General features: G+C 54.7%; 19 protein-coding genes and 1 pseudogene. 17 read left to right on the top strand and 3 right to left on the bottom strand.

The genetic code is table 11. The features are described 5' to 3' along the window. Positions 1 to 81: 81 nt before the first annotated feature. The 5 genes from IPM59_14970 (at position 82) to IPM59_14950 (ending at position 6013) form a co-directional block, all read left to right on the top strand. Positions 82 to 1758 carry an isocitrate lyase/phosphoenolpyruvate mutase family protein gene (locus tag IPM59_14970; GenBank protein ID MBK9216868.1) on the top strand — a complete coding sequence of 559 codons (1677 nt, stop codon included), beginning with the start codon at positions 82 to 84 and terminating at the stop codon, positions 1756 to 1758. After that, entirely contained in the window at positions 1755 to 2165 is a 411-nt protein-coding gene (locus IPM59_14965; protein MBK9216867.1) for a sulfopyruvate decarboxylase subunit alpha, read from the top strand. Before IPM59_14970 ends, IPM59_14965 begins: the two co-directional genes overlap by 4 nt. Next, entirely contained in the window at positions 2162 to 2635 is a 474-nt protein-coding gene (locus IPM59_14960) for a sulfopyruvate decarboxylase subunit beta (GenBank protein ID MBK9216866.1), read from the top strand. The genes IPM59_14965 and IPM59_14960 overlap by 4 nt, the downstream gene beginning before the upstream one ends. A gap of 1 nt (position 2636) precedes the next feature. Then, positions 2637 to 3365, top strand: coding sequence for a phosphocholine cytidylyltransferase family protein (locus IPM59_14955; protein ID MBK9216865.1), 729 nt, complete (start codon positions 2637 to 2639; stop codon positions 3363 to 3365). 71 nt (positions 3366 to 3436) lie between these two features. After that, positions 3437 to 6013, top strand: coding sequence for a glycoside hydrolase (locus IPM59_14950; protein MBK9216864.1), 2577 nt, complete (start codon positions 3437 to 3439; stop codon positions 6011 to 6013). A 22-nt stretch (positions 6014 to 6035) separates the two neighbouring features. On the opposite strand, the gene IPM59_14945 is transcribed toward IPM59_14950, so the two are convergent. Beyond that, positions 6036 to 7772 (bottom strand): bifunctional transaldolase/phosoglucose isomerase, encoded by a 1737-nt coding sequence (locus IPM59_14945; protein MBK9216863.1) that lies wholly within the window; start codon positions 7770 to 7772, stop codon positions 6036 to 6038. A gap of 417 nt (positions 7773 to 8189) precedes the next feature. Between IPM59_14945 and IPM59_14940 the strand changes: the two genes are divergently transcribed. Further along, entirely contained in the window at positions 8190 to 9101 is a 912-nt protein-coding gene (locus tag IPM59_14940; protein ID MBK9216862.1) for a tetratricopeptide repeat protein, read from the top strand. Here the strand turns inward: IPM59_14940 and IPM59_14935 are convergent. Further along, positions 9078 to 10670 (bottom strand): AMP-binding protein, encoded by a 1593-nt coding sequence (locus IPM59_14935; protein ID MBK9216861.1) that lies wholly within the window; start codon positions 10668 to 10670, stop codon positions 9078 to 9080. The two genes, IPM59_14940 and IPM59_14935, sit on opposite strands and share 24 nt — an antisense overlap. Positions 10671 to 10819: 149 nt before the next feature. On the opposite strand from IPM59_14935, the gene IPM59_14930 reads away from it, so the two are divergent. The 10 genes and pseudogenes from IPM59_14930 (at position 10820) to IPM59_14885 (ending at position 22928) form a co-directional block, all read left to right on the top strand. Continuing rightward, complete coding sequence (locus IPM59_14930; GenBank protein ID MBK9216860.1) at positions 10820 to 12424, top strand: tetratricopeptide repeat protein; 1605 nt, start codon at positions 10820 to 10822, stop codon at positions 12422 to 12424. Then, positions 12424 to 14052, top strand: a complete 1629-nt coding sequence (locus tag IPM59_14925) for a tetratricopeptide repeat protein (GenBank protein MBK9216859.1) — start codon at positions 12424 to 12426, stop codon at positions 14050 to 14052. The genes IPM59_14930 and IPM59_14925 overlap by 1 nt, the downstream gene beginning before the upstream one ends. 29 nt (positions 14053 to 14081) lie before the next feature. Then, a complete protein-coding gene (locus tag IPM59_14920; protein MBK9216858.1) occupies positions 14082 to 15416 on the top strand; it encodes a hypothetical protein in 1335 nt (444 codons plus the stop codon). A gap of 106 nt (positions 15417 to 15522) precedes the next feature. Beyond that, positions 15523 to 16827 (top strand): aspartate aminotransferase family protein, encoded by a 1305-nt coding sequence (locus tag IPM59_14915; protein MBK9216857.1) that lies wholly within the window; start codon positions 15523 to 15525, stop codon positions 16825 to 16827. Between the two features lie 37 nt (positions 16828 to 16864). Beyond that, positions 16865 to 17803 carry an alpha/beta fold hydrolase gene (locus IPM59_14910; GenBank protein ID MBK9216856.1) on the top strand — a complete coding sequence of 313 codons (939 nt, stop codon included), beginning with the start codon at positions 16865 to 16867 and terminating at the stop codon, positions 17801 to 17803. 13 nt (positions 17804 to 17816) lie between these two features. After that, a complete protein-coding gene (locus IPM59_14905; GenBank protein ID MBK9216855.1) occupies positions 17817 to 19538 on the top strand; it encodes a hypothetical protein in 1722 nt (573 codons plus the stop codon). Between the two features lie 507 nt (positions 19539 to 20045). Then, on the top strand, positions 20046 to 20252 hold the full coding sequence (locus IPM59_14900) for a hypothetical protein (GenBank protein MBK9216854.1): 207 nt from the start codon (positions 20046 to 20048) through the stop codon (positions 20250 to 20252). Beyond that, the gene (locus tag IPM59_14895; protein ID MBK9216853.1) at positions 20249 to 20734 is read left to right on the top strand and encodes a hypothetical protein; all 486 of its coding nucleotides are present in this window, start codon (positions 20249 to 20251) and stop codon (positions 20732 to 20734) included. The genes IPM59_14900 and IPM59_14895 overlap by 4 nt, the downstream gene beginning before the upstream one ends. Before the next feature lie 4 nt (positions 20735 to 20738). Next, the gene (gene hydA, locus IPM59_14890; GenBank protein MBK9216852.1) at positions 20739 to 22118 is read left to right on the top strand and encodes a dihydropyrimidinase; all 1380 of its coding nucleotides are present in this window, start codon (positions 20739 to 20741) and stop codon (positions 22116 to 22118) included. Then, positions 22118 to 22928: pseudogene (locus IPM59_14885) on the top strand (hypothetical protein). The gene hydA and the pseudogene IPM59_14885 overlap by 1 nt, the downstream one beginning before the upstream one ends. A 163-nt stretch (positions 22929 to 23091) precedes the next feature. Here IPM59_14885 and IPM59_14880 read toward each other — a convergent pair. Next, positions 23092 to 23547: a hypothetical protein gene (locus IPM59_14880; protein ID MBK9216851.1), complete on the bottom strand. Its 456-nt coding sequence runs from the start codon at positions 23545 to 23547 to the stop codon at positions 23092 to 23094. A gap of 203 nt (positions 23548 to 23750) precedes the next feature. On the opposite strand from IPM59_14880, the gene IPM59_14875 reads away from it, so the two are divergent. After that, positions 23751 to 24323, top strand: coding sequence for a sigma-70 family RNA polymerase sigma factor (locus IPM59_14875; GenBank protein MBK9216850.1), 573 nt, complete (start codon positions 23751 to 23753; stop codon positions 24321 to 24323). Position 24324: the final 1 nt, after the last annotated feature.

Here is a 24324-nt window from a genome sequence, read left to right as displayed (position 1 = left end):
CGAGACGGTATCATTAAAAGTTTGGACTTCCTCAATGCGGCCCGTCCTAGACGGGCGTATTCCGTTAGTAGGTAAAATAAGATGACTAAAGCAAGACAACTGCGTGAACTGCTCGCGACTCGCGAGCCGGTGCTCGTTATCGGGGCACACAACGGCCTGACGGCAAAACTCGGCGAGGAGGCGGGTTTTGACGCCATATGGGCGAGTGGATTCGAGATCTCGGCCTCACATGCTATGCCGGATGCAAATATCTTGACAATGGCTGAGAACCTCGCCATTGCCCGGAGCATGAATGATGCCATCAAGGCCCCGGTCATTGCCGATTGTGACAACGGCTACGGCAACGCGATCAACGTGATGCGAATGGTCGAGGAGTATGAAAAGGCCGGTATTGCCGCCGTGTGTATAGAGGATAATGTCTTCCCAAAGCGGTGCAGCTTCTACGACAGCGTCAAGCGTGAACTTGAATCTGTCGAGGAGTTTGCGGGGAAGATCCGTGCCGCCAAAGAGACGCAGAAGGACCGTGATTTCGTCGTCATCGCCCGCACCGAGGCGTTGATCGCAGGCTGGGGTATGGAAGAGGCGCTCAAGCGCGGCCGTGCATACGCTGACGCCGGTGCTGACCTCGTCCTGATCCACTCAAAGGCAAAGCTGCCGGACGAGATCATTGAATTTGCCAAGCAGTGGGACCGCGAGACGCCGCTCGTGTCCGTTCCGACGACCTACAACACGATCTCTGCTCCTGAACTCGCAGAGAATGGTTTCAAGGCGGTCATTTTTGCCAATCACGGCCTGCGCTCGGCGATCAAGAGCACGCAGGCGACGCTCTCGAAGCTCCGCGAGACACAACGCCTCTCAACGATCGACGAGAATATCGTGCCTATGAAAGAGGTCTATCGGCTGATGGGTGTAGACGAACTGCAGGCCAATGAGGCGCAGTATCTGCCGACGACCTCGCAGAATGTCTCGGCCGTGATCGTTGCGGCGGGCCAGGGCTTTAAGGAGCACCTGATGCCGCTCATCGCCGACCGGCCCAAGTCGATGCTCGAGGTCAAGGGCAAGACCATTCTCCAGCGACAGATAGATTCCCTGATCTCATACGGGGTCCGCAATATCTCTGTCGTTCGCGGCTATAAAAAAGAGATGGTCGATATCGCCGATGTTCGGTACTTTGACAATGACGATTTTGCTAACACGACCGCGCTAGGGTCGTTCTTTACCGCTGAGCAGGTGTTAAAAGGGCGCACACTTCTGCTCTACGGTGACATCGTTTTTGACCGAGGCATCCTCGAACGGCTCCTTCGCTCGGAGGCTGACATAACCGTCGTTGTTGATCACGCTCAGTCGGGTGCCCATGGCTCGCTCAATGGCAGCAGCCCGAGCTACCCGGAAATGATCCAGACTCAGCGGCAGCTTAAGAGCGAGGGGCTCTTCCTGCCGGACGACAGCCTTAACACAGCGCTGAAGGCCGGCCGCAAGCTCGACAAGTCGCACGCCAATGCCGAATTCATCGGCATGGCGCTGTTCTCAGAAGAGGGCATCGAGCAGTTCAAGGCTGCCTATCATGATGCGAAAGCGCGTAATGCGGAAGGGGCGTTTCACGAGGCAGAAACCTTTGACAAAGCCTCGTTTAGCGACATGCTTCAGGAGTTGATCGATCGCGGCATTGCGATATCGTGCCTCGATATCTATAAAGGCTGGGCCGAGGTCGATACGTTTGACGATTACAGGAATATGTGGGTGGAGGTCGAGAATTGAGCCACGGCGAAGACACCGGTCATCTTTATCACGATTTCAAAGCCCAGGGATACGACTTCTTTGTAGGCGTGCCGTGCTCGTTTCTCAAGGGCTTTATCAAAGAGATGGAGGCCGATGAGACAACGGAATTTATTCCCGCAACGCGCGAGGACGTCGCCCTGAGTATCGCCGCCGGTGCCTATATGGCGGGTAAAAAGCCGCTCGTCTATATTCAAAGTTCCGGCCTCGGCCATCTCGTGAATGCGATAACCTCGCTGCTCACGCCCTACGAGATACCGATCCACGTTCTGGTGAGTCTCAGGCGCGCGCCGTTTGAGCATTTTGAGATGTATCGCATCTCGCGCGACCTGCTAAAGCTGATGAATTACGACAATTACACCATCGTCGAGGAGGCCGAACCGAAATGAAGAGGATCGATGCCATCAGGCAGATAATGGAAACGGTCACCGACGAACTCGTGGTTGCGACGACCGGCATGATCGCTCGCGAGGTATTTGTCGCGAAGGATCGAGCGGCTAATTTTTATATGTGCGGCTCGATGGGCTGTGCCTTATCGATCGGCATCGGGCTGGCGATGAATACCGACAGACAGGTGATCGTCATCGATGGCGACGGCGCCGCCCTGATGTCGCTCGGCAGCCTGCCGGTTTCCAAGTATCTCAAGCTCGATAATCTCAAGCACTACATCATCGACAACGGCACCTATGCATCGACGGGCGATCAGCCAACGTGCTCGCACGCCGTTGATTTTGCCGCTATCGGCCACAATGTAGAGGTCATCCACGTGGAGCCGGGCAATGAAAAAGGAACGCCGCGCATTCCCTACGAGCCCGAAGAAATGACACGCCGCTTCCTGAGCGCTGTTGCCGCAAACTAACGTGAAAGCCATCCTTCTGGCCGCCGGACGCTCGACGCGGCTGTATCCGATTACCCTGGCCACGCCGAAATGCCTCTTAGAGGTCGGTGGCCGAACGCTGCTCGAATACCAACTCGACGCGCTCGAAAAATGCGGCGTCGATGAGGTCGTGGTCGTAACGGGATATTGCCGCGAGATGATCGAGGCGAAATTTGCCGAGGTCGGGCCGCGCTATTCGTTTGCGGTCAAGTTTGTCTACAACGAGTTGTTTGCCGAGACGAACAATATCTATTCGCTGTGGACCGCAAAAGACGCTGCACGCGGCAGCGAGTTTCTCGTAATGCACGCTGACGTTCTGTTTCACGCGGACATTTTGGTGAATTGCTGCGAGCAGGCCGGAGACATCGTTCTTGTAGCTGACAAGCATCTGCATGAAGAAACGATGAAGCTAGTCGTCGCAGACGGCCGCGTCACCAGCGTTGGCAAGCATGTTAAGTTTGACGAAGCCTCGGGCACCTTCCTCGGCATCGCGAAGTTCTCATCTCAAGGTGGCGAAGCCATGTTTGACGAGCTTGACCGCGTGATCGAGGCGGGCGAAACGAATGCGTATTTCACCCGTGCCCTGATGGGCCTGATCGCTACCGGTGAGGAGATCGGCGTTAGCTGGACGGAAGGCAAGGCGTGGATCGAGGTTGATTTTCCCGAAGAACTCGAACAGGCGGAGAACGTCCTTCCTCAGATCATTCGGTAGCATGCCTTTTACCGTGATTGGAAATCTGCTCAGTTTTGGCGTTTAATAATTTGGTCTTCTTTCAAGTCCAGATGGCTAAGGTGCGCCGAATATTCATCTTCTTAATACTGACGGCGGCTCTGTCGGTGATTTTTGCAGCCAACACGAGAGCGCAGCGGCGCTTTTATATCTCGCCTGACGACCATACGGATTACTTTTGGGTGGCCGACGACGTGGCATACCGACAGGCATTCCTGTCGATGATCGATTATTACCTCGACAAGATGGACCAGACGGCGGCCAACCCCTCGGACACGCAGATGCGGTGGAATTGCGACGGCAGCCTGTGGATGTGGGAGTACGAGAAGAATCGCACGCCGCAGCAGTTTGAGCGGATGATGTCGCGCGTTCGCGACGGGCATATGAGCGTCGCTCTGAATGCTCTCGTCCTGGTGCAGGGCGGTTCGCCGTCCGAAGCGGTACTGCGCGGCATGTATTATCCGGGCCTGATCGAGCGACGGCACAATGTAAAATTTCCTCTCGCGATCGCGATGGAGGGCCAGACAATGCCCTACGGCTTGACCTCGCTCTGGGCAGGATCGGGCGCAAAGTATAGCTGGAAGGGCGTCTGCAACTGCGCGACACATGTTTCAGGCCTTGAGAACCGTGACCGCGAGATCTATTACTCAGGGGGACGCGACGATAGCAGGATATTAATGAAATGGAACTCGCTATTCGTCGGTAACCAGCATTTTGGCGGCTATGCCGAGGCGTTCAATCCGATGGCGGCGATCACGTTTGCCGAGACGAATTCGAATTTTCAATCGCGGTATCCGTTCGCTGCGGTCGCCGCGTTCGGGCGCGGTTGGGACGAACTCGAATACAAGAGCGATGAGTTCGTGACCGTCGCACAGCAGAATTCGAATGCCAACCGTCGCATCATCGTCTCGAACCAGGAAGATTTCTTTCGAGATTTTGAGAAGTCGTTCGGCGACGGACTCGAAACTCATGCCGCTGCCTACGGCAATGAATGGGACGCTCTGACAGCGTCACTGGCGGAGGTCTCGGCCCGCGTGAAACGCTCGACCGAGAAGCTGCGGACAGCCGAGGCGATGGCGACGCTCGTATCATTGAATCAGCCGTCATTCATGACATCTCGCGTCGCCGCCCGCGACAAGGCGATGCTCGACATGGGCCTCTACTTTGAGCATGACTGGACCGCCGACGGTGCGATCCCGCGCGCAACGCGGGCTAACTGGAACCGCCAGGTCGAGGGTGAGATAACGGCATACGTCGATAAGCTGTACGAAGACGCGCGATTCGAGATGGCAAAGCAGATCTCACGCGACGGACAGTTTCAGCGGTTCTACGTCTTCAACCCGCTGAACTGGACGAGGACCGACTTCGCTGATGTGCCGTTTCGCGGCAACTACAAGGCCCGCGTGATCGATGTCTCGACAGGGCAGGAGGTTCCGTCGCAGGTTGTGAGGACGGGCAATCAGCTGACCCTTCGCGTGCTTGCGTCGAACGTCCCGTCCGTGGGCTATAAGGTCTTTGAGATCCGCGAAGGTGCAGCGGCGGAGTTTTCCGGCGGCCCGACGGCGGTTGCATCAACGATCGAGAACGCAAACTATCGTGTCACGGTCGCAGGCGACGGTGCGATCACGAGCATCGTGGATAAAACGAGAGGGAATCGCGAGCTTGTTCGCAACATCGGCGGCCGCGTGGTCAATGACCTCGGCGGCAACCGAGCGGGCGCCGTTGTCATCGAGAACGCCGGGCCAGTCAGCGTTACTCTGCGTGCGACCTCTGCCAGCCCTATCGCTCACACGACGCGGGTCACGCTCTATCGAGATGTTGACCGAGTCGATGTGCAGAATGAGATCACGGCGAATTTTGGCGATGTAAAGACGTGGGCATACTCATTTGATATCAATACGCCGGACGTGTGGCACGAGGAGGTCGGCGCGGTCATTCGCGCGAAGCTGCTCGCAAACGGCGGCCATTACAGCCCGCGAAATGCGCGTTACGATTGGTTGACGATGAACCATTTTGCCGACATGACCGATGGTACGGGCGGCTTTGGCATTACGCTCTCCAACTGGGACAACCAGTTCATGCGGCTCGGAGCGAGCAGCATATCGACGCTCGATACCACGACGCCGCAGCTAAATGTCCTCGCCGGCGGCCAAACCGACGGCAGCAGCCTCGGCATTCCAGGCCAGGGCGGCGACCGGTATTTCAAGCAGCGGTTTGCCCTTCGGACGCACGGCGCATTTGATCAGACGGCGTCGATGAAGTTCTCACTCGAACATCAAAATCCGCTCATCGCGACCATGATCGACGGCCTCGGAACACGGACAAGGCCATATCCGGCCAGTAGTTTCTCATTCCTGAATATCTCGGATCCCAAGGTCCTGCTCTGGGCGCTGAAGCCCGCCGAGGATGGCATCAGCCGCGGTATAGTCGTTCGCGTGTGGAACCAGTCTAATTCACCGCTCGGCTACACGCTCAGCCTTTCGCAACCGATCACCTCGGCTGAGCGGCTCACCCATATCGAGACGACGCTCTCACCGGCAACGGTCGTGTCGGGCCAGTTGAGCGCGACGATCAACCAACAGCAGATTCAGACGCACCTGTTCCGATTGAACGCCGCGAAAGGCCACTAGGGAATAACATCTGCGGCTGAATTCAAATCAGGCTTAATAGGCGTTGAAGACCCGCTTCAACTTTTGCCCCAATATGAACACGCAATACGCGGCGGCCGCGGTCGATGAGGACTTGGAGATCACCTCGAGCCTGGGCGGCTTTGACGACGCCGAACGTGTATTTCTGCCCGGGCACGGGCAAATCGGCACTGTCGTCGGATGTTATCTGGAGAAATACGCCGTTGTTTGCCCCACCCTTGTAGGCTTGGCCGGTCGAGTGCAGGAACCGCGGGCCAAAGCCGAGACAGGTGGCAACGCGATGCGAATCAAGGACCTTTTCGCGGAATGCCTGAAGCAGGGATTCGTGTTCGGCGGTCATCTCGATAAAGGCGAGCAGAGCGAAGTAATCATTAGGCTCGATATTGTCGAGATGGGCGTTGAGTATCGCCGTGGCGGTCGGTTCGCTGACGGTCGCGGTCAGATCGGCGGCATATTGGTCGCTTGCAAAGAACGATAGTCCGTCCCCCTCGAAGAACGGTGATTCATCGGGCAGTTTCCCGCTCTGCTCGTATTCGTCTGTGATCTTTCGGGCCTCGATCTTTGCGGATTCGACGTCGGGTTGGTTGAACGGGTTGATGCCCATCACAGCACCGGCGACGGCGGTGGCGAATTCCCATCGGAAGAATTCCTGGCCGAGCGTATCGGTCGCTGGTGTTTCGATCTGTATGACCGGATGACCGGCGGCGACGAGCTCTCGTGCGTCATCGGCAAAGCGGTCGTCGCCTGTTAGGGTGATGTATGCGAACAGGCGGTCATCGCCGTAGACGTCTGACAAGCTAAAGCTTGAACTCAGAACAGGTTCGCGGTCGACCGGGATGATCGCGACGCCGTTCTTACCTGTCGATTCGGCTACGAGCTGTTCCATCCATGCGCCGAGGTCGTAGATCTCGGGTGAGGTGAAGATGGTTAGTTTGTCGCGGCCGTGGCGGTGGCAAATGCCGAGTATCAGACCGAGTAGAGCCGCGGGATTCGAGGGCGAATCTTCCGCGTCGGTGCCCTTACTGCGCGTGGGCTTCTGCAACGGGTTGCGGCACGCTTCGATCATCGACTTTGTTTCCTTCAAGAACTGCTCTACATCGAGCCCCATCGAGGCGGCGGCGACCATACCGAAGGCCGACAAGGCTGAGAAGCGGCCGCCGATCTCGGGCTTGCCGTAAAAGATGTGGCGAAACCCATCGTCGCGGGCGACTTGCTCCATCTTTGAGCCGGGATCGGTGATGGCGATGAACTGCTTTCCGGCCTGCTCGCGTCCAACGCGCGTTGCGAGGAGCTCGAAGAAATACTGCTTGAAACAGTTCGGCTCCAGCGTCGAGCCCGATTTACTCGCAACAATGAACAGAGTCCTTTCCAGATCAAGCTTGTTTTCGACCGTCTTGACTTGAGCGGGAACTGTCGAATCAAGGATATGAAAATGCGTCTTGCCAAACGTAATCGCCAGCACCTCAGGGCACAGCGACGAGCCGCCCATGCCCATCAGGAGGACGTCTGTAAGACCGGCGCCGTCGATATCGGCCGTCAGCTCACGATATTTCGCGAGATCGGCCAATTCCTCATCGACAATATCGAGCCAGCCGAGCCATTTGGCCTCGTCATCGCCGGTCCAGATCGAGGCGTCCTTGTTCCAGATGCGAGTGATCTTGTCGGCGGCCTGCCAGGCGGCGACCTCGGTCGTGAGGGCCTCGTGTATCGACGCGGGCAGCCTGTAGTCGAATGTATTCAATTCCATAGGGCAATTCTTACGCAAGATGCCGCATCAGGCAATCTGACCGGCCGTTCCGGAACGTTCCGCCGTGTTCCGTCCGTGTTCCACTATGTGGCGGAACGCTGTAACTGTTGACAGCAAACACAGTTACAGTAGTTTTTTGCGCGTGTTCCGCGGATCTCGCGCAAAAATATGATTTGTACGACACGTGTATTACTGAGCGGCCAGACGCCGATTGTGTCGCGATGTTGCACATGTGCAAGAGCGTAGCACAAAAGGCCGTAAAAATCAAGAACTTTTCAAGCAGCCATTGTCCTAATGAGCTGGATCAGGCCTGTTTTTGAATGTAGCTAATAGCTATTAGCTGATAGCTATTAGCTGCCTCTCCGGCAAGAGGGTCGCGGCAGACGGCCCGCATCTGTTAGAATCACCGCCATGAAACACATGTTAGCGGCTCTTGCTCTTGCTCTATTTGCCGGCGGACTCGCCTATGCCCAGCCCTGCGCAAAGGAGGCGAAAGAGGTCAAACCGCCCCTGTCTGACGAGACGAGACTTGAGTATTCACAAAAACTCGAACGAGCAGGGATAGAATATGCCACGAAACCGACGGCCGATAATCTTATATGGTTCGCACGACGCAAGGGCTATCTTGGACATTACAAGGACGCGGTCGAGGTACTTACGATCGGTATTTCCAAATTTCCGAATGACGCGAGGCTCTACCGTCATCGCGGGCATCGGTACATCACCCTCCGTTGCTTCGATGCCGCCATTGCAGATCTTGAAAAGGCCGCGAAGCTCGTAAAAGGCAAACCCGACGAGGTTGAGCCCGACGGATTGCCAAATGCTCAGAACGTCCCGACCAGCACACTGCAATCTAACATCTGGTATCACCTCGGCCTCGCGTATTACCTCAAGGGTGATCTCAAGCGAGCAATCAATGCCTACAAGGAATGTCTCAAGGTCTCGACCAATCCGGACATGCTCGCCGCGACCTCGCATTGGTATTACATGACGCTCAGGCGGACCGACAATTTTAGAGAAGCGGAGAAAGTGCTCGAACCGATCAATGGCGATTTCGAGGTGATCGAGAATGACGACTATCTCAAACTGCTCCGCCTCTATCGCGGCGAGGTCCGGCCCGAGATGCTGCTTGAGATGCTCGACGACAAGGCCGATACGCTCGCCAATGCGTCACTAGGCTACGGCGTCGGTAACTGGTATCTCTACAACCGCGACAGCATCCGAGCGCGGCAGATCTTTCGAAAGATCGTGAACGGCAACCAATGGGCGAGCTTTGGTTACATCGCCGCCGAAAAGGAACTAGAGCGTCTCGAGAAGCTTTGACAATTCCCGTTTGAGGAGCTTGCCCGTAGGGCCTTTGGGAATGTCCGGTACGAAATGGACTGTCTTGGGGCATTTGTAGTCGGCGAGATGTTCACGGCAAAAGGCCGTCAGATCGTCGGCGGTGGCGGTTGCATTGGCCTTCAGCACTATAAACGCCGCTACTTCTTCTCCGTAAAGCTTGTCGGGGACGCCGACGCATGCGGCGGCCGCAACCGCCGGATGCCGATACAGAACGTCATCGATCTCACGCGGGTAGATATTCTCGCCGCCGCGGATGATCATGTCGGATTTGCGGTCCGCGATGTAGTAGAAGCCGTCTGCGTCGCGATATCCGATGTCGCCTGTGTGAAACCAGCCGCCGCGAAAGGCCTCAGCCGTTGCCTTTTCATTCATGAAATAGCCCTTGAAGATATTCGCTCCGCGCATCACGATCTCGCCAAGCTCGCCGTCAGGGACCTCAATATTGTCGTCATCAACTACTTTCATTTCGTTGCCTATCGGCAAACCGCAAGAGCCCGGGCGGCGATCTTCGTTCGGCGGATTGAACGTCGACCGGCACGTCGATTCCGACAGGCCGTAGCCTTCGATAACGAGAACGCCGAAGGTTTGCTCAAATTTCGCTAATACCTCGACGGGCACCGGTGCGGAGCCACACATGGCGAAACGGAGCGAGTCGGAACCGCCTGCGTGAGCGGGCGGCCAGTTGGTAGAATCTGGCGCCGGGAACTGGCCGCCCCCTGACGGAGGCGGTTCTGACTTTGCGAGGAGCATCGACAGCATTGTCGCGACCGAGCCAAACGACGTAATCTGATATTTTTCGATGATGTCCCAAAATCGTGAAGCAGAGAATTTCGGCGCGATGACGGTTGAGCCGCCTGCGTAGAGAGCGGATATCGTAGTAACCGAGACGGCGTTCATATGGAAAAGCGGCATCACGGTCAGCAGCCGGTCATCGGGGCCAAAGCCCATCCATTCGGCGATCTGGCGGGCGTTGGCGATCAGGTTGCCGTGGGTGAGAAGACAGCCCTTTGGCTTGCCGGTGGTCCCGGAGGTGTAGATGATGATAGCGTCGTCGTCGGTTTGGATATCGACAGGTTCGAGATCGTCGGCAAATGTTCCGGTTGCGGTTTTTACGTCGTCAAATAGGACTATCGGCGGCAGAGCCGTTTCGGGTAGGCCCTGTGTTGTGATCGTTGAGCCCTTACTGACGTGCGGGCTTCGGACATGCTCGCCGTCAACAAGCAGTAGTTTCGATCCGGAGTTATTGACGATCCATGCAATCTCTTCGGCCTTGAGAAGGGAATTGACCGGCCCCGCGATGGCGCCGATCGTCCAGCATGCGAAGTACGCGATGATGTATTCGGGTGAATTTGTAAGCAACAGACTGACAACATCGCCCTTGCGAATACCATTTGCGCGGAGCATATTTGCTGTTTGGCCGACGGCTCGATCAAAGTTTCGATATGTCCACGACCGGTCGTCCTCCGCAGCAAAAAGGAAGGGCTTGTCACCATGCTGTAAGACACGGGTTTCCAACAGTTTGCGGACATTCTCTTTGCGTTCGGCCACTGCTTTTTATAAGATTAACATGTAATCAAGGGGTCCAGCATAGGCCTTTCTCCTCACCATGGCGGGCTGATCCGACATTAATCCTGTTTTGGCAATTTACGGGGACATCGCCTCTCCGTCGATATTGCTGAACTCTAATTTTGTGAATTATGCGACAAGTTTCAATAGCACTTTCTTTCATTATCCTTACGACCGCGGCAAGCCAAGTATGCGCCCAAGCCTACGGAAAGCTGGCAGATGACACGATCAAATACGTCAAGGCCGGAACATTCGGTAAGCCCGACGTGGCCAAGAAGACCGAGAAACTGGCCATCGGCCAGGTACGCGTGCACTTCAAGACCGTGACCTCACGAGCAGCGGCAAACGGCCGCAATGCGGCTGACGTGACCGTGTATCTAGACAGTGACCTCACGACCGGCGATCTCGAAGAGATCACGAATGAGTTTTACCGATCGCTGACGGCTAGTCTAAACAAGATCGGTATCGCGACAACATCGTTCGACGCCGTTAAGACGGCGGAATATTACCTAGACCGTCTCGCGAAACGTGCCGACGACAAGAATGCCGATTACGACGGCAAGAATGGCCAGGCTTGGGTGTCAGTGAATGCCCATGACGGGCCCGTGCTGTTTCGCTGGCGTCCGCAGGGCACGCCGGAGATCGTAGGCTTTGGCCAGCTCAAGAAGATGGCCAAGACGGGCGAGACAGCCGGTGGCGACCTGATGATGATCGACGTCGTACTGGATTTTGCGTCGATAATGCTTTCAGCAGACATCAAGCAGGATCGGCAGGGTTGGTTCTACGGCGACCCCTATTTTCATGCCGATTACAGCATTGGCGGGTTGATGAATGTGCCGGAAAGCTACGTTTTCATGGTCAATGCCAAGAACAAGTTTGACACGTATCGGAGTGAGCTGCCGGTGGCCGAGCGGTTCGGCTTTGCCGACAAGCCGCGAGAGGACGCGAGCAAGGCGGCATACAGCACGGCGAAATACTTTAACGGCGAGCGACACTCTTTCACGCCGCTCGTGATCACGGCAAAACGAGACCTGTACAAGCTTGCGGCGAAAAAGGTTCTTGCCAGATATGCCGACATTCTTGCGGAGAAATTCCGCGTTCTTCGCAGCGGTGAAAAACCGTCTGACAAACTCGTTGCGGACAAACCGCAGGACAACACAACCTTGCAGCAGGTCACCGAGCAGGCGAAGAAGAATAACGACACGACACCGATCACCACCGGAGAGATAACGGCGGCTGCGGCAGACGCTGAGAAGCAGGGCAAATATCAACTTGCAGCGGATTATTACGCCCAGTTGATCAAGCTCGATCCGAAGAGTGCCGATCACTATTTCGCACGCGGAGCATTGTTGCTAAATCATCTCGGAAGGCCGAAGGACGCGATCAAAGACTTTGACCAAGTTATAAAGCTCAGCCCGAACGAGGCCCTCGCCTACTACAATCGCGGCACGGCCTATGTAAAGACCGAAGACTGGAAGAAAGCGAAAAAGGACTTTGACCTTGCGATATCAGGGCGGCCGGATTACGTCGATGCATATCTTAACCGCGGGATCGCACTGATCTACCTAAAGGACCTCGATGCGGCGCTGGCTGATTTCGAACGTGGGATACAACTAAATCCCCGGATCCCAAATCTATACCGTGCGAGGGCGCTGATCTATAAGTCGAAGGGTAATGCCGCGCTCGCGGCTGCCGACGAACTACGGGCCGCGCAGCTCGAGAAGGGAAGATACTGATGAGATTCAAGCAGGCCATTGCGATCGGATTTGTGATAACCGGCACCGTCATTGGGATCAGCGGGCAGACGGCCGAGCAGCATCTGCAGAAGTGTGATGCGAGTTTTGAAAAAGGCAAATATTCTGACGCTTTAACAGAATGCACCAAGGCTCTTGAAGCAAAGCCCGGTTTCGAGGAGGCTCTGATCACGCGTGCCGGAACCTACAAGACCCTGCGGAATTATCCGGCGGCGATCGCAGATTACACCGAACTGATCCGCGTTTCTAACGGGATGGCGATGGCATATTTCTATCGTGCGGGCCTGTACGCGAAGACGGGGCGGAACAACGAGGCCGTCGCTGACCTGACATCATCGATCACGAAGGATCCAAAGGGCCTCTTCGCTGCACGTTCTTACTATGAACGCGGCCTGATCTACGACAAACTCGGTAAGAGCGATGCGGCCCAGGCTGACTATTGGTCGGCGGTCAAGATTAAGCCGGACTACGCTCAGGCAAAGGCGAAGATCAAATATCCGTTCGGCGACAAGACCTTGACCGAAGCGGCGAATGACATCGTCCCGGGTGTGAACGCACCTGACAATATACAGCCTGCAAAGCCAACTCCGTCTCCGGTCGCGACCGCAAAGGCAATACCATCTGTTTTGCCAAAGATCGTGCCTGCCGGTGTTCCTGCGGCCTGGAAGCGAATGGTATTGACCGGAACGGGATTAAGCGTCGCGTCGCCCGTACCGTATGTACTCAAGGTGGACAAGCCCGATCCGGGGCTTGAAAAGATGACGGCACGTGTTCGCTGGGAAATGTTGGACGGCAGCCTGTGGGCGACCGTTCAGTATCTAAAATGGGATCAGGGATTCACAACAATTCGCCAGACTCTCGAAAGTATGGTAGATATAGTTTTCGAAGATCCAACGGCGGGTGCGAAGTTCATAAAAGATACGACATTTCTTGGCGAACCTGCCGCAGTCATCGATCAAGAGCGTTACAATTCGTACAGCAAGAAACAGGTCAGGCAAAAGATGATCAACTTCGGCACGGCAAATACCTACGTGACACTCAACTTTGTTCACGATGCGGGTGACAAGGCAGCGGCGGCAAAGGTCGAGCAGATCATCGCGTCATTCAAAAAAGAGGGCGAAATCGCCGTCGACGTGCCGAAACTTCCTCCGGCGATCTGGAAGACCTTTAATTTTGGAGGGCTGCTATTCGACTTTCCTGCCCAAGTAGCCGAAGGCCCATGCGGCCAGTCTGCCACTTCAAAGGGACAGACCGTTTGCGGGTCTTGGGGCGATAAGGACAAGGAGAATCTCACCATCGATGTCTCATATCGCAACTACGGCGGCCTCACCGCTCCTGAGGTGAAGAAGTTTGCGGCCGATTATCTGGACTCTATGAAGCAGATAATGGCCAAAGATACGAGCTGGAAGGAGTTTAAGAACGAGCCGTATCCGATCAACGCCGGAGAGGCCGTCAAGATCTCGGCCACACAGGCTTACGATGGAACGAATATCATTTTCGTCGCTCGCGGAACAGAGCGGTGGCAGGTGCGAGTTTGGCACTTTAATCGCTGGGACGGTGTGCGCGATGCGCACAAGCGTATTGTAGCTTCCATAAAATTCAAACAGTAGTTTTGGATATCAAAGGACATTCGGCTTCTATGAAAAGTCTTCTTCTTCGATCTGCTGCCGCTATTTTTGCGCTCGTCTTCGTATGTAGCGCGCAAACGGCGACCCCGACACCCACGGCGATGCCGGTTTACAAGACATACGCTGACGCAATCGCTGCCGGTAAGGCGGCTGTAGAGAAGAATACTTTTCCCGCTGCCGAGGCGGCCTATGATCAGGCGGTCAGCCTCGCGTCGAACGACGATCAGCGATATGACGCACTCGTAAAACGGGGCGGTGCACTCGAGAAGGTCATCCGTACCGTCACCACACGCACTGGAAAATACGGCGGGACGACAAAGACGCTTGTATCGTTTCCGGAGGCTGTCGCCGCCTATCGCAAGGCCGCAGACCTCGCGGGCATTACCGTCGAGAAAAAGGCCGAGGCGATGATGCTGATCGGTGATATCTATTCGAGTACTTACAAGAGCGAGTATTTACCGAAACCGTTGTCCGGAGGCAAGGGCTGGAAAGAGACGGCCCGCGACGAATTTACCAAGATCATCAACCTGCCGGGCATCTCGGGCAATATGAAGGCCCGAGCTCTTAACGCTCGGGCAAACGCGTATAGCACAAATAAGATGTTTGGCCGATTCGATGACCAACAGGTCCAGGCGGCGGCGAAGGACTTGGATGCAGCGATCAAGACGGAGAAGGCCTCGGACAAGATCAAGGCCGACGCGCTCAAAGACCTTGCTGAACTCGGAAAGCGGATCAGTGACGTGAGTACGTATTTTGGCGCCAACGAGATGATCACAAAGCTTCCCGCAGCCGAACCAGAACAAAAGATCGACGCCTACGATACTCTTGCTGTCCTGTATATCGACAACGCGAAACTCACCGAGGCCCGCAAGGCTGCAAACGACGGATTGGCCGTGCCTAAAGCTGCACCGGCGGACCGTGCAAAGCTCTATCAAGACCTTGCGGTAACGCAGCTCATCGACCCCGCGAACAAGAGTGCGGACGGGCAAAAAGCCCTCAAGCTAGCGAATGCTGAGCTTGATAAAGCCGTTAAGGCCCGCGAACTCAAGCCGACTGATCGGGCCAAGATATTGATATCGTTTGGCGAATACTTCCAGATGATAAACGCTCCGTGGCGAGTCGAAATGGCTGTCGCCCAGTATCAAAAGGTGCTTGCCCTTAAAGGCCTAACGAACAAGGAACTTGCCATGGCACAATACGGCATCGGCGAGGCATACCGACTGGCGGGCAAGAAAGCTGAGGCAATCGCCGCCTACGAAAAAGTAAGCAGCGAGAACGGGCAATATCACAACTACGCCCGGCAGCGCATCACGGAGGTCAACTCCCCCGCGAAGACCCCAAAGTAGGCGAGCCCGACGATAAATTCCAATCTCGATAGCAACGAAACGTGCAAAAATGGAGTAGAATTGACTACCGTTTTTGTCATATTTCGTGTTTTTGTGAGCAAAGATTATGAGTCAAGCAGAACAGAGATCGTCGCTGAAGAGTGCGATTGAGAAACATCGTGAGTTCCTTTTTCCGGCCGTGCATATGTATTACCAGGAGCCGATTGCCATCGTTCGCGGTGAGGGCGAGAAGGTGTGGGACGACGCCGGCAACGAGTATCTCGATTGCTTTGGCGGAGTCCTGACGGTGAGCCTTGGCCACGGCGAGCCGCGCGTTAACAAGGCATGGATCGATCAGGTGAACACATTTGCACACGGTTCGACGCTCTACGCCAACGGGCCGCAGGGCGACCTGGCGGAGAAGCTGGCTGAGATAACGCCGGGCAAGCTGAAGAGGTCGTTCTTCACCAACAGCGGCACTGAGGCTGACGATACGGCCGTGCTTGCGGCAAAGCTCGCAACGGGCCGCCACGAGATAGTCGTGCTCAGGCACAGCTACGCCGGCCGCTCGGCGACGGCGCTCTCGACGGTCGGACAGTCAAACTGGAAGCCGATCGGCTCGCAGATGGCGGGATTTGTTCATGCCCACGCACCATATTGTTACCGCTGTCCGTTCAATGCGACGCCCGATAATTGCGGCCTCGCGTGCGCGAACGACGTTGAGGAACTGATCAAGACCACGACGACGGGCGAGATCGCGGCGTTTATGTCCGAGACGATCCTCGGCGCCGGCGGATTCATCGTGCCGCCAAAGGATTACTTCAAACGGGTCCACGAGATCACGAAGGCTCACGGCGGCCTCTTTATTTCTGACGAGGTTCAGACTGCGTGGGGCCGCACGGGCGACAAATGGTTCGGTATCGAACACTACGGCGTTGAGCCCGATATGATCACATCTGCCAAGGGCATGGGCAACGGTGTGCCCATCGGCTGGACGATAGCGACCGAGGAGGTCGCGAACGCGTTTCCGGGCCTTACGTTCTCGACCTTCGGCGGAAATCCTGTCTCGACCGCCGTCGGCCTTGCCGTTATAAAAGTGATCGAGGAAGACGACCTCCGCACAAACTGCCGCGTGGTCGGCGACTATTTCCACGACCGTCTGCTCGAACTCCAGCAGAAATACCCCATAATCGGCGATGTTCGCGGAATGGGCATCATGCAGGCCATCGAACTCGTGAAAGACCCAAAAACCAAAGAGCCAAATCCCGAAGCTGTCCTGAAAGTCTTTGAAGAGACAAAACGCCGTGGCGTCCTCATCGGCAAAGGCGGCCTCTACGGCAATGTCATCCGCACCGGAATGATGCTGAATACGACAACAGACACAGTTGATCGGCTTGTCGAGGCATTAGATGCGGGGTTTTCTCTTTGCTAGTTGTCGTGTCGAATATCGAAAATGGTAACTTGAACTGATGATCAGAAATTTTCTTATTTCTATTGCGTTGATGTCGGTGCTCGCAGTCGTTGCTAATGCACAGAAGGCGGCGACGACAAATGGAATTGTCGGTAAGGACCATTATGTTTCAAGCAATGGTTTGAAGGTTTATCTGTGGGAGAAATACCACAAGGATTTTTCGAAGACTCTCGCGAAGACTAAGAAGATCGTGCTGTTGGTTCACGGAGCAACGTGGACGGGACGGCCGGATTTTGACTTGCAGATACGCGACTATTCGCTGATGGATTTTCTCGCCAGGAACGGCTATGACGTCTGGGCGATCGACATTCACGGCTACGGCAGGTCGGAAAAGACCGACAAGGATTGGTCGGACACGTCGTCGGCCGCCGGCGATATTGGCGCGGCTGTCGAATACATCACAAAGCTCCGCGGTGTCGAGAAAATGAATATCCTCGGCTGGTCGTGGGGAACGCAGACAACCGGCCTTTTCACGATGCGGCATCCGGAAAAGGTAGAAAAGCTGATCCTGTTCGCGATGGCATGGAAGCCGCCGCCGGGAATGAGACTTCCCGCGCCGCCAACCGAACAATACCGCAAGACTGACGAAGCCGGTGCGAGGTCGGATTTTATTCCCGGGCAATTTGAGCCCGATGTTGTTGACCTGTATGTCAAAGAAGCCCTGAAAGAAGTACCGAAAGCCCCGAACGGCGTGAGAGTCGATATGCTGACCAAACTGCCGCTTATAGACCCTGCTGCGATTAAGGTTCCTACGCTAATTATTCGTCCTGAAAAGGATTTCCTGGGTACCGAAGCACAAACGCTGGAATTTTTTGAAAAGCTCGGAACCAATTACAAAAGCTACGCCTTTCTTCCCGACGGCGGCCACGCAATTTTGCTTGAGAAGAACTACAGAAAGTTTCAAAATGTGGTGCTCGGATTCCTGAATCAACCTTAACTCAGCTGCGAATATGAAACGCTGCCCTGAATGCCGGCGAAACTACGCCGACGACACTCTGCTCTACTGTCTCGAAGATGGAGCTGCGCTTGTCCAGGGTTCCGTACCGTCGCCCGATGAACCAGCCACGGCGATCCTGTCAGACCGAGCGGCGTCAGCGGGCGGCCAGTTCGATGAGGCAAAGACCCGTCCGTTTATCCACACGACCGAAGCGGCGGCGGAGCCACAAAAAAGTATTGGTGAGGCTTCGGAAAAGCGGAGCCTTTCCGCAAATAGGGCGGCGAAGCCGCTGTTGACTGCGTTGGGGTTGGCGGTGATCGTGCTTGGCGGGTTTTTTGGCTATCGATACTTTGCTTCAAACACCAAACAGATCGAATCTATCGCTGTAATGCCTTTTGTCAATGAAAGCGGCAATGCGGATGTCGAATACCTGAGTGACGGTATGACCGAGACACTGATAAGCAGCTTGTCCCAACTGCCAAATTTAAACGTCAAGCCTCGATCTTCTGTGTTTCGTTACAAAGGCAAGGAGACCGATCCGCAGACTATCGGCAAAGAGCTGAATGTTCAGGCGATCTTGAACGGGCGCGTGGTGCAGCGTGGGCAGGACATCTCACTCTTTGTCGAGTTGATAGATATTTCGCTGGATAAAGTTGTTTGGAGCGAGACCTACAACCGCAAGCAGTCGGATCTTGTCACGCTTCAGGCGGACATTGCCCGCGACGTGTCGGTCAAGATCAAAAACAAACTTACAGGCGAAGATGTAACGAAGGTAACCAAAACTTACACGACTAATCCGGAAGCGTACCAACTCTATCTCAAAGGCAATTTTTATCTGTCAAAATACACAGAAGACGGTTACAAGAAGGGCATTGAATTTTATCAACAAGCAATTGCCATTGACCCGAACTATACGCTGGCATACGTGGGCATGGCGAACGCTTACGCATTTTCAAGTGGATACTATTTGCCTGCCACCGAGGCAGAGTCAAAGACGATTCCAGCGACGATAAAGGCACTTGAATTGGACGATACGCTTGCCGAGGCCCACTATCTACGTGGGAGAAGTGCGTTCTGGTACGAGTGGGATTGGGCGTCGGCCGAAAAACATTGGAAGCGAGCCAACGAACTTGATCTGGCATATCCCGTTTATTATCCGGTGTATCTTTCAGCGATGGGCAGGCTGGAGGAATCCGTCAAAGCACAGGAAGTTGTGATGCAGCGAACGCCGCTCGACTTGCTCGCAAACCTGGACATGGCGGGTAACTTGTTGGCGGCGGGCATGTACGACCGGTCGATCGAACAGAGTCGAAAAGCGCTTGAGATAGACCCTGATTATTGGGGGTCTTATCAAACTCTGGGCTTGGCATATGGGCGGAAGAAACAATATCCGGAAGCTATTGCGGCTCTTGAAAAGGCTCGCTTGGTAGATGCAAATCCGTCAAGTTTGGGATACCTCGGTTTTGTCTATGCTATGGCGGGAAAACAAGCGGAAGCCAAAAAAGTGCTGGAAGAATTGAAGGAATTATCAAAGCATCGATACGTTTCTCCATACAACATCGCCTGCGTTTACGCCGGACTAAATGACAAAGATCAGGCCTTTGAGTGGCTTGAACGGGGATATACGGAACGCACCTTTTATATGGTGCTGCTAAAGACGGAGATCACTCTGGATAATTTGCGCAACGACCCGCGATTCAAAGATCTGTTGAAACGGATGAATCTGCCGGAATGAATCATCAGGAAAATCGGGGGAGGTTTACAATGGGACTGAGAATTATGAAATTACTCGTAAGGTTTGAAGTGTGGAATCGCAAAACGTCCGTACTTGGTATTACGGCGTTGAAAAGCATGGATTCGTATATGTGAACACCGAATTCATTGAAGTACCGTAATTAGTGAAAATACAGTACTCAAAAACAGACGATTTAATATGCGTTCACATCATCCACGCCCCGGCGGCGGCCCTTGGTGGCGATTCGAATTGGCTGCTTGACGGCGCCAGCCATAGAGGGATTGATCCTGACGAAGTCGGCGACTGGACGGTAAATTTAGTCATTGAAAAAAAGATATGAGCACTCTAATCAAGAACGGGCGAGTTGTGACCGCGGGTGACGACTATGTCGCCGATATCTTCATCAACGGCGATGCGGTGACCACAATTGGGAAATCGCTGCTGGGGGATTGATCGCAGCTTGCGGTTTACCGTCTAAATCGCGCTGTCTTGAGTTAGAATAATCCTATGAGAACGCCCGAAGAGAAACTGCTAAACCCGCGTCCCGGAAGCAAGATCGCCGAGGCGAGGGACTACGGCATCGATCTTACGCTGTTGGTCTCGAACCTGCGTCTGACCCCGGAAGAACGGTTGCGAAAGAATGATGACATCAATAATGGTTTAGATGTCCTTGCCGATGCAATCCGTAAAGCGAAAGCAAAGAAGAATAAATGAGCCTGTTGGTCGAAGCCATCATTACACTTGCACAACATCGTGTTGATTTTGTTGTCGTTGGCGGTATGGCGATTCGTAGTCATGGTTCTTCTTACCTGACACAAGACCTAGACATTTGTTACTCCCGCGAAAGAGAGAATCTAAAAAAAATAGCTGAAGCCTTAGCGCCATTTGAGCCAAGGCCGAGAGGAATTCCTGATGATCTCCCATTCGTCTGGGATGTGGCAACGTTGTACAACGGGACAAATTTTACGTTTGACACCACTCTTGGAAACATTGATCTGCTGGGCGAGGTAAAGGGCGTTGGAACCTATCTCGATGCGGTCAACGACAGTGTTATCGTCGATATTGATGGGAACGAGGTTAGAATCCTCTCGATTGATGGCCTGATCCGTGCGAAAACCGAAGCTGGCCGCGAGAAAGATACTCCAGGGCTTAAGGAACTATACGCGCTTAAACAAGCATTCTCGGACGAAGACTGAGTTTATGAGAACCTTGATCAAAAACGGACGAGTGGTCACTGCGGTTGACGATTACATCGCCGACATCTTTATCGATGGCGAGACGGTGACGACTATTGGCAAGTCCCTCGATGTCGAGGCCGATGTCGTTATCGACGCATCGGGCAAGCTTGTCATTCCCGGCGGGATCGATCCGCATACGCATATGGAATTGCCGTTTGGCGGGACTCAAAGCTCCGACGATTTTTTTACCGGTACGCGGGCGGCTGCCCATGGCGGGACGACGACGATCATTGATTTTGCGGTGCAGACGAAGGGCGAATCAATGACTGCGGGTGTCGATGCGTGGCGTAAGAAGGCGGAAGGGAAGACTTGCATCGACTATGGTTTTCATCTGATCACGACCGAGTTTGAGGACGGCAGCGAGAAAGAGATGTATTCGCTGATGGACGAAGGCATCACTTCGTTCAAGCTGTTCATGGCGTATCCGGGCGTGTTTTTGGCGGACGATGCGACGATATTTCGGGCAATGTCTGCGGCGGGAAACAGCGGCGGCCTCATCTGTATGCACGCCGAAAATGGGATCGTCATCAACGAGATCATCAAGCGGTTTCTCGCCGACGGACGAACCGCTCCGAAATATCACGCGGTTACTCGCCCAACCATCGCCGAGGCCGAAGGCGTACATCGCGCTATCGCGATAGCCGAGATGGCTGAGTCGCCGGTTTACATCGTGCATCTGTCGTGCACGGACGCGCTAAACCAGGTGCGGCAAGCTAGAGATCGGGGAATTCCGGCGTTTGCCGAAACCTGTCCGCAATATCTGTTTCACAATATCGACGATTACGGCGACGGCTGGGACGGGGCGAAGTACGTGATGACACCGCCGCTGCGCGAGAAGCATAACTGCGGTGAGCTTTGGAAAGGCCTCAAGATGGACGATCTGCAGGTGATCTCGACCGACCACTGTCCATTCTGCATGAAAGAGCAAAAAGAGCTCGGCCTCGGCGATTTCACAAAGATCCCGAACGGCGCTCCCGGCGTTGAAAATCGCCTCGCCCTCATCTACAACGGCGGCGTTGTCGAGAATCGAATTTCGCTCAATCGCTTTGTTGAACTCACCTCGACTACCGCCGCCAAGATGTTCGGCATGTTCCCGAAAAAGGGAACTATCGCGGTCGGCTCGGACGCAGACATCGTCATCTTCGACCCGAACGACGAGACGACATTTGGCGTCGAGCACGAACACATGAACGTCGATTATTCCTCCTACGAAGGCTGGACGATCAAAGGCAAGGTCGAAACGGTCCTCTCACGCGGCCGTGTCGTCATCCGAAACGGCGAACACACCGGTAAACAAGGCGACGGCCAGTTCATCAAACGCGGCGAGTGCGTGAGGATCTGATGATCCACGCCGACCGTGAACTTGCTCAAAGGCTCGAACGTGCTGAGGCACGCGCGAATGCTGATTTTATCGAGACACGGGCACGTCTGCGACCCGATAGCGGTGCCTGTTGGATCGAGGTCGGCGGGGCGTATGCGATGTTTGATGGAGTTGATTCGCCGTGTACGCAGACGTTTGGCCTGGGCATGTTCGAACCGACGACCAACAAAGTTTTTGACGAGATCGAGGAGTTTTTTTTCTCCCGCGGGGCGGCGACGCACCACGAGATCAGCCCGCTGGCCGATCAGTCGTTGATGTCGATGCTGATCGAGCGCGGTTATCGTCCAATCGAGCAGTCAAATTTGCTCTTCTTAGATCTCAGCACAAGGGAAACCTCGCAAACTGATGGATTGATCGTAACCCGTGTCATTGCCGACGACGAGGTTGAGCTGTGGGCCCGAACCTCGGCAGCGGGCTGGGCGACCGAGCACGAGAGCCTGGCGGAATTCATTGTTCAATTTTGGCCAAGTGAGCGCGCAATGTGCCGGTTCGTTCCCCTGGCTTGCCGAGATCGATGGTCAGGCGGCAGGGACGGGAATCATGTTCGTGTACAAGGACACAGCGCTTCTTGCCGGCGCGAGCACTGTGCCCGAGGCACGCAATCGCGGTTGTCAGAATGCTTTGTTGTCGGCGAGGCTTGAATTAGCCACCAACAACGGCTGCACCCTCGCTATGATGGCTGCCTCGCCCGGGAGCCAGTCGCAGAAGAACGCCCAGAAGAACGGCTTCAACATCGCCTACACCCGTACGAAATGGCAGTTATTGAGCTAGAATAACGTCCTAAGCTTTTCACGTTCAAACGTGCGGTCAGCACGATCTTTTCGTCGCGCATTTTTTTACTCTCTCCGGTTAGAGAGAAACTTACCACAACGCCACAGAGAACACAGAGACCCCGGCTTGATTCCGAGGTTCCCTGTGACTCTGTATTGCTTCCTTATTGCTTTGGCTCAAGCACGATCTGCCGGGCGAGACGGTCGCCCAGTACTTCGCGGATCTGCAATCGGTCGCGATAGCCCTGCATTTGCGCGGCATCGTTGCCGACGACCGTTTGTGCCAGATTGTCTGCCTTGTCTTCATTGGCCTCCATGGTCGCGAGATCCTTGTATTCGGTCAGTAGGAGCAGGTTCCAGTCATTCGGGCTATGGCTCTCGGTCGAGATCACCATATATGACAGGATTATGCCGGCCTTTTTCATGGCTTCCTGGTTTCGTTTCCAGTCGGTGGCGAGATAGTTCATGTATGCGGACCCCATGCCCGGCTTTATCTGAATGACGCCGATCGTCCAAACCGAGCCGTCGTGATACGGCCGCTTGACCTGTGCGGATGTGGCGATGCTCATCGTCAGCATAAGGACGAAGAGCGAACAGACTAGAATAATGCTACGCTTCATAATGATCTCCTTTTCTTATTCAATTTGAGTGCAGAGACTGAGGCTTGTTCTGAGAGGCCGCCGCACTCGTTTCAAGCAGCCGCTCTGCCGTTTATTGTTTCCTGCTTATCTAAACGAGAAACGCTATCAAAAAGGGGCATGACCCAATTCTTTTTTTTCGAGGTGTCGTTCTATAATCACCGTAGAAATTCCTGAGAAAATAGATGGCCATCGACGATTCGCATGAGATTACCCTCTTGCTGGCTGATTGGGCGAAAGGTGACGATCAAGCCCTCGAGCAGCTAATGCCGCTTATTTATGACGAACTGCGTCGCATGGCAAGAAATCATATGCGGCGTCAACCGTCGGGCCATACGTTTCAAACCACTGAGTTGATACATGAGGCGTATCTCAAACTTGCCAAACAGGGCGAACAGAATTGGCAAAACCGCGCGCATTTCTTCGGCGTCGCTGCCTCTGCGATGAGGCATATACTGGTCGATTACGCGCGTTCAAAAAGCAGCCAAAAACGCGGCGGCTGGCAGGAAAAAGTGACGCTCGCGGAGAATGCTCGCGTTGCAACGGATCATTCGAAAGACATTATTGCCCTCGACGATGCTCTAAAGAGTCTCGCGATCCTCGATGGGCGCAAGAGTCGCGTCGTCGAATTGAAATATTTTGGCGGCATCACTAATGAAGAGGTCGCCGAAGTCCTAAAAATTTCGACCGACACCGTCAAACGCGACTGGCGTTTTGCCCGAACCTGGCTGCTGCGTGAATTGACGGTTGAGCAGTGAC

The sequence above is a fragment of the Chloracidobacterium sp. genome (assembly GCA_016715795.1).
GTDB lineage: Bacteria > Acidobacteriota > Blastocatellia > Pyrinomonadales > Pyrinomonadaceae > OLB17.
The sequence above is the reverse complement of the archived record's forward strand: the minus strand, read 5'-3'. Positions and strand labels throughout refer to the sequence as shown.